7 protein-coding genes are annotated in these 6,157 nt (G+C 67.0%); 3 read left to right on the top strand and 4 right to left on the bottom strand.

Going from position 1 to position 6,157, the window contains the following annotated elements; all coding sequences use genetic code 11:
* Nucleotides 1–374 precede the first annotated feature (374 nt).
* Nucleotides 375–821, top strand: coding sequence for a DUF192 domain-containing protein (locus ACVKN3_RS15435; RefSeq protein ID WP_354515964.1), 447 nt, complete (start codon nucleotides 375–377; stop codon nucleotides 819–821).
* Between the two features lie 251 nt (nucleotides 822–1,072).
* On the opposite strand, the gene ACVKN3_RS15430 is transcribed toward ACVKN3_RS15435, so the two are convergent.
* Entirely contained in the window at nucleotides 1,073–1,261 is a 189-nt protein-coding gene (locus ACVKN3_RS15430) for a rubredoxin (protein ID WP_285403061.1), read from the bottom strand.
* A 95-nt stretch (nucleotides 1,262–1,356) separates the two neighbouring features.
* On the opposite strand from ACVKN3_RS15430, the gene thiE reads away from it, so the two are divergent.
* Complete coding sequence (gene thiE / locus ACVKN3_RS15425) at nucleotides 1,357–2,004, top strand: thiamine phosphate synthase (protein ID WP_354515966.1); 648 nt, start codon at nucleotides 1,357–1,359, stop codon at nucleotides 2,002–2,004.
* On the top strand, nucleotides 2,001–3,278 hold the full coding sequence (hemL, locus tag ACVKN3_RS15420) for a glutamate-1-semialdehyde 2,1-aminomutase (protein ID WP_354515968.1): 1,278 nt from the start codon (nucleotides 2,001–2,003) through the stop codon (nucleotides 3,276–3,278). Before thiE ends, hemL begins: the two co-directional genes overlap by 4 nt.
* 22 nt (nucleotides 3,279–3,300) lie before the next feature.
* Here hemL and ACVKN3_RS15415 read toward each other — a convergent pair whose 3' ends face one another.
* The 3 genes from ACVKN3_RS15415 to ACVKN3_RS15405 form a co-directional block, all read right to left on the bottom strand.
* Nucleotides 3,301–4,548 (bottom strand): acetylornithine/succinylornithine family transaminase, encoded by a 1,248-nt coding sequence (locus ACVKN3_RS15415; protein ID WP_354515970.1) that lies wholly within the window; start codon nucleotides 4,546–4,548, stop codon nucleotides 3,301–3,303.
* A 177-nt stretch (nucleotides 4,549–4,725) separates the two neighbouring features.
* Nucleotides 4,726–5,541: an SDR family oxidoreductase gene (locus ACVKN3_RS15410; RefSeq protein WP_354515972.1), complete on the bottom strand. Its 816-nt coding sequence runs from the start codon at nucleotides 5,539–5,541 to the stop codon at nucleotides 4,726–4,728.
* A gap of 11 nt (nucleotides 5,542–5,552) precedes the next feature.
* On the bottom strand, nucleotides 5,553–6,155 hold the full coding sequence (locus ACVKN3_RS15405; RefSeq protein ID WP_354515974.1) for an LON peptidase substrate-binding domain-containing protein: 603 nt from the start codon (nucleotides 6,153–6,155) through the stop codon (nucleotides 5,553–5,555).
* Between the last annotated feature and the right edge of the window lie 2 nt (nucleotides 6,156–6,157).

Here is a 6,157-nt window from a genome sequence, read left to right as displayed (position 1 = left end):
TTTGTTTCTAGTGGGACACTTGCATTTGGTTGACTACTTCAGTCCACCGCAAGGCGTCCACACAATTCACCTGCGCACACTGTCAAAGATCTTTACTCGTTCCGCCGAAGCATTTCGCTTTCGTCGTCAGGACGTTTCGTCCTAGTGAGCCGCCCATTCTATATCGTTTTTCGTTTCCGTCAACACCCTCGTGAAGCTTTTTTTCGAGGTGGTTGGTGAAGCGAAGAACATGTCGCGTTGAGGACTTTCGTCGCGACCAGGAGGAGAAGTATAGGCGCGAGTAGTGCTTCTGTGAAGGGGTTTTCGACATCTTTCTGAAAAAAAGTCACACGGTAGACTTATTCCATCCGGTCACACTTATAAGGTGTCTTTCGATGATCCGTTTCGCCCTTCCCGTGTTCCTCCTCCTGGCGCCGCTCGGCGCCCTTGCCGCAACCTCGCCGAAGGTCACCCTGCACGGTGCCACCTTCTCGACGGAATTCGCCACCGACGACGCTTCGCGCGAGCTCGGGCTGATGAACCGCACGAACCTGGCAGCGGATCACAGCATGCTGTTCGTCTTCACCGACGACCAGCCACGCGCGTTCTGGATGAAGAACACGCTCATTCCGCTGGACATTCTCTACTTCGACAAGGCCCGCCGGCTGGTCGCCATGCAACTGCACGCCCAGCCGTGCAAGGCCGATCCCTGTGCGATCTACCCCAGCGGCGGTCAGTACGCCCGGTACGTGCTCGAGCTGAAGGCCGGCACCGCGGGCAAGCTGGGGCTGACGCTGGGCGATATGCTGGCCATCGACGGTGACCCGGGTACGGTGCGCTGAGCGCCGGACAGCAGGCGCTCGCACGGCACGTCGACGCGATAGGGCATCAGGCGGGACGGGTCCAGCGACGCCAGTTCGTCCCACTGGTCTTCGAAGGGTATGAAACGCTGCATGGTGTGTCCTCCACGGGGAGCACGCGTTGCGCGTGCCGTGGAGCCAATAAAGCAGGTGGTCCTGCCTTATTGCCGACGGGTTTGGGGCATAACGATGTCAGCCCCTACCCGCCCTCTGGCAAGAGTCCGCCGTACGGCTCAGACCTCGACCATCTCGAAGTCGTCCTTGGTGACGCCGCAGTCCGGGCAGGTCCAGGTATCGGGGATATCATCCCAGGACGTGCCCGGCTCGATGCCCTCGTCCGGCAGGCCCACGGCCTCGTCGTAGATGAAACCGCAAACGACACACATCCATTTGCGCGTGTTAGTGGGGCTGTTCTGGCTCATGGCGTGCGTCGTGTCGTCTTACGGAGAAGTCGTCCATTCTGTCATTCCCCGCGCGACGACGGTAGCGTGACCCGCCCCTCCCAAGGAAATGCCCCATGACCACCCTGATCCGACGCCGCCCTGACGGCAAAGGCGTGTACGCCATCACCGACGGCCCGCGGGACGACCTGTTCGCCGCCGTGGAAGCGGCCCTGGCCGGCGGGGTCCGCATGCTCCAGTACCGCGACAAGACCACGGACGCCGACCGGCGCCGGATCGAGGCGGACGAGATCTCACGCCTCTGCGCGCACCACGACGTGCCTTTCATCGTCAACGACGACGTGCCGCTGGCCCTGGCCACGGGCGGTGGCGTGCACCTGGGCCGCGAGGACGTGTCGATCGCCGAGGCACGCGCCGTGCTGGGTCCCGACGCGATCATCGGCGTGTCCTGCTACGGCTCGCTCGAACGGGCGCAGCAGCTGGCGGCAGAGGGCGCGGACTACCTCGCCTTCGGCGCGATGTATCCCTCGACGACCAAACCACACGCCCCCGTGGCCTCCCACGACGTGTTGACGCAGGTGGCCCGCCTGGGCCTTCCGGTCGTGGCGGTCGGCGGCATCACCCCCGACAATGGCAGGGTGCTGCTCGAGGCCGATGCCGATTACATCGCCGTGGTCTCCGCCATCTTCGCAGCCGACGACATCCAGACAGCCGCGCGCCAGTTCGCCGCGCTGTTCGACCCCCACCCCGGAATCCTTCGATGACCAGCAACCAGGAATTCTTCGCCCGCGCCCGTACCCTGATGCCCGGCGGCGTCAACTCGCCGGTACGTGCCTTCAAGTCGGTCGGCGGCGAGCCGTTCTTCACCGCCCGCGCCGACGGCCCCTTCCTGTGGGACGTGGAAGACAAGCGCTATATCGACTACGTCGGCTCCTGGGGCCCGATGGTGGTCGGTCATAACCACCCCGCCGTACGCGAGGCGGTCGAGCGGGCGGTGAAGAACGGGCTGTCGTTCGGCACGCCCTGCCCCGCCGAGGTCACGATGGCGGAGACCATCGTCTCGCTGGTGCCCTCGATCGACATGGTGCGGATGGTCAACTCCGGCACCGAGGCCACGATGTCGGCGATCCGCCTTGCCCGCGGCGCCACGGGCCGCTCCAAGATCGTGAAGTTCGAAGGCTGCTACCACGGCCACGGCGACAGCTTCCTGGTGAAGGCCGGCTCCGGCGCACTGACCTTCGGCGTACCCACCTCGCCCGGCGTGCCCAAGGCCGCCGCCGACCTCACGCTGACCCTGCCTTATAACGACATCGACGCCGCGCGCCTGCTATTCACCCAGGAAGGCAAGGAGATTGCCGGCCTGATCATCGAGCCCGTGGCCGGCAACATGAACTGCATCCCGCCGAAGGAAGGCTACCTGCAGGCCCTGCGCGACCTGTGCACGGAGCACGGCGTGCTGCTGATCTTCGACGAGGTGATGACCGGCTTCCGCGTGGCGCTGGGCGGCGCGCAGGCCCATTACGGGATTACCCCGGACCTGACCTGCTTCGGCAAGATCATCGGTGGCGGCATGCCGGTGGGTGCCTACGGTGGCCGCCGCGACCTGATGGAGCAGATCGCGCCCGCCGGCCCGATCTACCAGGCGGGCACGTTGTCCGGCAATCCCGTGGCCATGGCCGCCGGCCTGGCGATGCTGGAACTGATCCAGGCACCGGGGTTCCACGAGGCATTGACCGCCCGCACGGTGAAGCTCACCGACGGCATCCTCGCCGCCGCCGGACGTGCCGGCGTGCCGTTCAGCGTCAATCGCGTGGGCGGCATGTTCGGGCTGTTCTTCACCGGCGAGACGGTGGAGAGCTATACCCAGGCCACCACGGCGGATGTGGACGCCTTCAACCGGTTCTTCCACGGCATGCTGGAGCGCGGGGTGTACCTGGCGCCCTCGGCATTCGAGGCGGGCTTCGTATCCAGCGCTCACGACGACGATGTGATCGCCGCCACCGTGGCCGCGGCGGGCGAGGTGTTCGCCTCGCTGTAACGCCGCCGCCGCGCTTTATGGATCAGGCCACCTGCGACATCGTCGCGAAGGCCCGCAGTGCCTCGCCGAGGCGCTGCAGGCCTTCGGCGGTTTCCTCGTCGGTTAGGGTCAACGGCGGCACGATGCGCAGCACGTCCGGCCCGGCCTGCAGGATCAGCAGGCCATGGGCGGCCGCCAGGTCGAGGATCTCGCCGGCACGGCCCTTGTAGGCCTCGGCCAGCACCGCACCCAGCATCAGGCCGCGACCGCGGATCTCCGCGAACAGCTGAAGATCGTGGTTGAGCTTGTTCAGCCCCGCGCGGATGTCGTTGCCCTGGCGTTCCACGTTCAGCAGCACGGCGGGCGAGGCCAGCTTGCGCAGGGCCACGCGCGCCACGGCGGCGGCCATCGGATTGCCGCCGAACGTAGTGCCGTGCGCACCGAACTGCATGATGTCGGCGACCTTCGGCCCGGCCAGCATGGCGCCGATCGGGAAGCCGGCGCCCAGGGCCTTGGCCAGTGTGACGATGTCCGGGGTGACGTGATCGTGCGCGTGGGCGAATAGCGTGCCCGTGCGTCCCATGCCCGACTGGATTTCATCCAGCACCAGCAAGGCGTCGTGCTTGTCGCAGAGTTCGCGCACGGCCTTCAGGAAGCCTGGTTCGGCCGGCATCACACCGCCCTCGCCCTGCACCGGCTCCAGCATGACCGCCGACACGCCACCCTGAGCAAACACTTCTTCCAGCGCGGGCACGTCGTTGAAGGCGACATAACGGAAGCCGCCGGGCAGTGGCTCGTAGCCTTCCTGGTACTTCGGCTGGGCCGTGGCCGTCACCGAGGCCAGGGTGCGCCCGTGGAACGAGCCCTTGAAGGTGACGATGACACGCTCTTCCGGCGGCCGCCCCTTGGAGGTGGCCCACTTGCGTACCAGCTTGATCGCGGCCTCGTTGGCCTCGGTGCCCGAATTGCACAGGAACACGCGCTGGGCGAAGGGTGCGTGGGCGATCAGTTCCTCGGCCAGGCGCAGCGGCGGCTCGGTCCAGAACACATTGCTCGCATGCCACAGCTTGCCGGCCTGGGTGGTCAGCGCGGCGACGAGATCGGGATCCTGGTGACCGAGGGCGTTGACGGCGATGCCGGCGCCGAAGTCGAGGTAATCACGGCCTTCCGTATCCCAGACGCGGGCACCCTTGCCGTGGTCGAGCACCACGTCGCGGGGACGGTAGACGGACAGCCAGTAACGCTTGCCGAGGCCGATGAGATCGGAGGAATCGACAGGATGCGACGACATGAAACGAACTCCCGGACCCGGCCGCAGCGCCGGAACCCATACTGGAACGGATGGAATCGCACGGTACGCTCTGCGGTCCGACATCGATCCGTGGAACATGCATCCTAGCGAGACTGGCAGGGCCGGTCTACGCCGCTGCGCAGGCCTGTGCTTCGCAGGAAACCGCGCGCCGGCCGACTAGAGGAACAGGTCCGGCAACAGCGGCTGGCCCGGCGACACGGCGTAACGCTCGAAATCGGTAACCCCCTGCTCGCGCAGGATGTCCTCGTCGATGGCGAAATGCCCGGTGTAGTCGCGCGCGGGGCGGGTAAGGATGGCGTGCGCGGCGTCCGCGACGATGGCCGGGGTGCGGCAGTGTTCCGTGCGCACGCCCTCGATCATGGCGATGGCGGCGGTGGCGATCACCGTCCGCGGCCACAGCGCGTTCACCGCGATGCCCAGCGGCGCGAACTCCGGCGCCATGCCCAGCACGCACAGGCTCATGCCCATCTTGGCGATGGTGTAGGCGGTGTGCGGCGCGTACCAGGCGGGATCGACGGTGGGCGGCGGCGACAGCATCAGCACGTGCGGATTGGCGGCGTCCTTGAGGTACGGCAGGCAGGCCTGCGTCACCAGGAAGGTGCCGCGCGTGTTGACCTGGTGCATCAGGTCGAAGCGCTTCATCGGCGTGTCCGGCACGCCCTTCAGCCAGATGGCGCTGGCATTGTTGACCACGATGTCGATGCCGCCGAAGCGTTCGGCCGCCGTAGCCGCCGCCATGCGCACTTCCGCTTCCTCGCGGATATCCACCTTCAGCGGCAAGGCCACGCCGCCCTCGGCCTCGATCGCGGCGGCGGCCGTATGGATGGTGCCGGGCAGCTTCGGGTTGGCTACGCCGCTCTTGGCCGCGATGACGATGTTGGCGCCGTCACGCGCGGCGCGGAGGGCGATCGCCAAGCCGATGCCGCGCGAGGCACCGGTGATGAACAAGGTCTTGCCCTTGAGCGATGTCATGGCCATAGCACTCAGGCGCGCTGGAAACGCGGCAGGATGTCACGCAACTCGGCAAGGCGCTGCAGCGGATCGTCCAGTTCGAGCATGTGCTGGCACTCGTTGGCATCCAGCGGCAGCAATTCGGACAGCCGGAAACCGACCCAGCTGGCGTCGTCGCCCCGTGTGCCGATCTCGTGCCGCCATGGCGGCTGCATCTGTTCGGCCAGGCGTTCCAGGATGGTGCCGAGCAGGCCGAACTCCGCCGGCAGCGGCAGCAACGGTTCGTCGCCCCAGGGCGCGAGGTCGCCGCGCATCTGCCCGTCCGCCCGTATGCGCGTGCGGGTGACCCGGAAGCGCTGGCCGCCTTCCGCGACGATGCCGAGCAGGCCGTCCTCGCGGGAGTGGAAATCGGTGATGGTGGCCAGGGTGCCGACCGCGGCGGGCACGGCGGGCTGCCCCGCCTCGCGGCCGTCGAGGATCAGGCAGACGCCGAAGGCGCGGCCGGTGCGCGCGCATTCGCGCACCAAGTCGACATAGCGTGGCTCGAAGATGCGCAGCTGCAACTGGCCGCCTGGGAACAGGACGTTCGACAGCGGGAACAGCGGCAGGTCGTGCGCGGGCGTGGTAGCGGCCATGC

It is taken from the genome of Luteibacter sp. PvP120 (assembly GCF_054055715.1).
The sequence above is the reverse complement of the archived record's forward strand: the minus strand, read 5'-3'. Positions and strand labels throughout refer to the sequence as shown.

Excerpts from the sequence above, each read along its gene's own strand:
- hemL (WP_354515968.1), top strand. The coding sequence starts at position 2,001 with ATGACCAGCAACCAGGAATTCTTCGCCCGCGCCCGTACCCTGATGCCC.
- ACVKN3_RS15405 (WP_354515974.1), bottom strand. The coding sequence starts at position 6,155 with ATGGCCGCTACCACGCCCGCGCACGACCTGCCGCTGTTCCCGCTGTCG.
- ACVKN3_RS15410 (WP_354515972.1), bottom strand. The coding sequence starts at position 5,541 with ATGACATCGCTCAAGGGCAAGACCTTGTTCATCACCGGTGCCTCGCGC.
- ACVKN3_RS15435 (WP_354515964.1), top strand. The coding sequence starts at position 375 with ATGATCCGTTTCGCCCTTCCCGTGTTCCTCCTCCTGGCGCCGCTCGGC.
- ACVKN3_RS15415 (WP_354515970.1), bottom strand. The coding sequence starts at position 4,548 with ATGTCGTCGCATCCTGTCGATTCCTCCGATCTCATCGGCCTCGGCAAG.
- ACVKN3_RS15430 (WP_285403061.1), bottom strand. The coding sequence starts at position 1,261 with ATGAGCCAGAACAGCCCCACTAACACGCGCAAATGGATGTGTGTCGTT.
- thiE (WP_354515966.1), top strand. The coding sequence starts at position 1,357 with ATGACCACCCTGATCCGACGCCGCCCTGACGGCAAAGGCGTGTACGCC.